1 protein-coding gene is annotated in these 572 nt (G+C 33.4%); it reads left to right on the forward strand.

The window, feature by feature from the left end; genetic code table 11:
- Nucleotides 1-377: 377 nt before the first annotated feature.
- A partial coding sequence (locus AC1DUW_RS32030; protein WP_477644607.1) for a hypothetical protein occupies nucleotides 378-572 on the forward strand: 195 nt, incomplete at its 3' end.

The following is a 572-nucleotide window of genomic DNA, read 5'->3' on the forward strand; positions in this document are numbered from 1 at the left end:
AAAATCCTTTTCTATCTTTTTGAAGTTCGGCTAATCCAGTCACTAACATAATTGCCCCTAAGAACAACAAAGAATACGGCATCAACTCAAAATTCCCAGTAATTAGCTGATAGGCTGATAAAGCAAGAACAATTATTGCTAAGATAATTCTAACTATCTTCAAGATATATATTTCCCCCTAAAAATTAAGTTGGTACAATTTTTAATTTAATCATACCATTTAACACCCTTTTGATTTGTGTGGAAAATGGAAATTCCTTCTTTAACAAAGCATATATTCTAAATTATCATAAATGTAAAAAATAATTAATATGTGATTTACATCATTCATGTATGGTAAAAGTGACCAAATATTAAAGAATAGGACGTGGAGAAAAGTGAAGAAGATTCGATTTCTACCGTTAGCTTTACCGTTTATGTTTGTAACATCTAGTCTGTTTGGTAGTGCTGCAAGTGCAGCGCCTAATGATAACTGGCTACATAGTAACAAAACCGAGTTAAGTGCTCACCGTGGAGCACAAGTGGCTGCTCCAGAAAACACATTGGAGTCTATTACGCAGGCTGGATTATTA

This window comes from Peribacillus sp. P4_C12 (assembly GCF_056402095.1).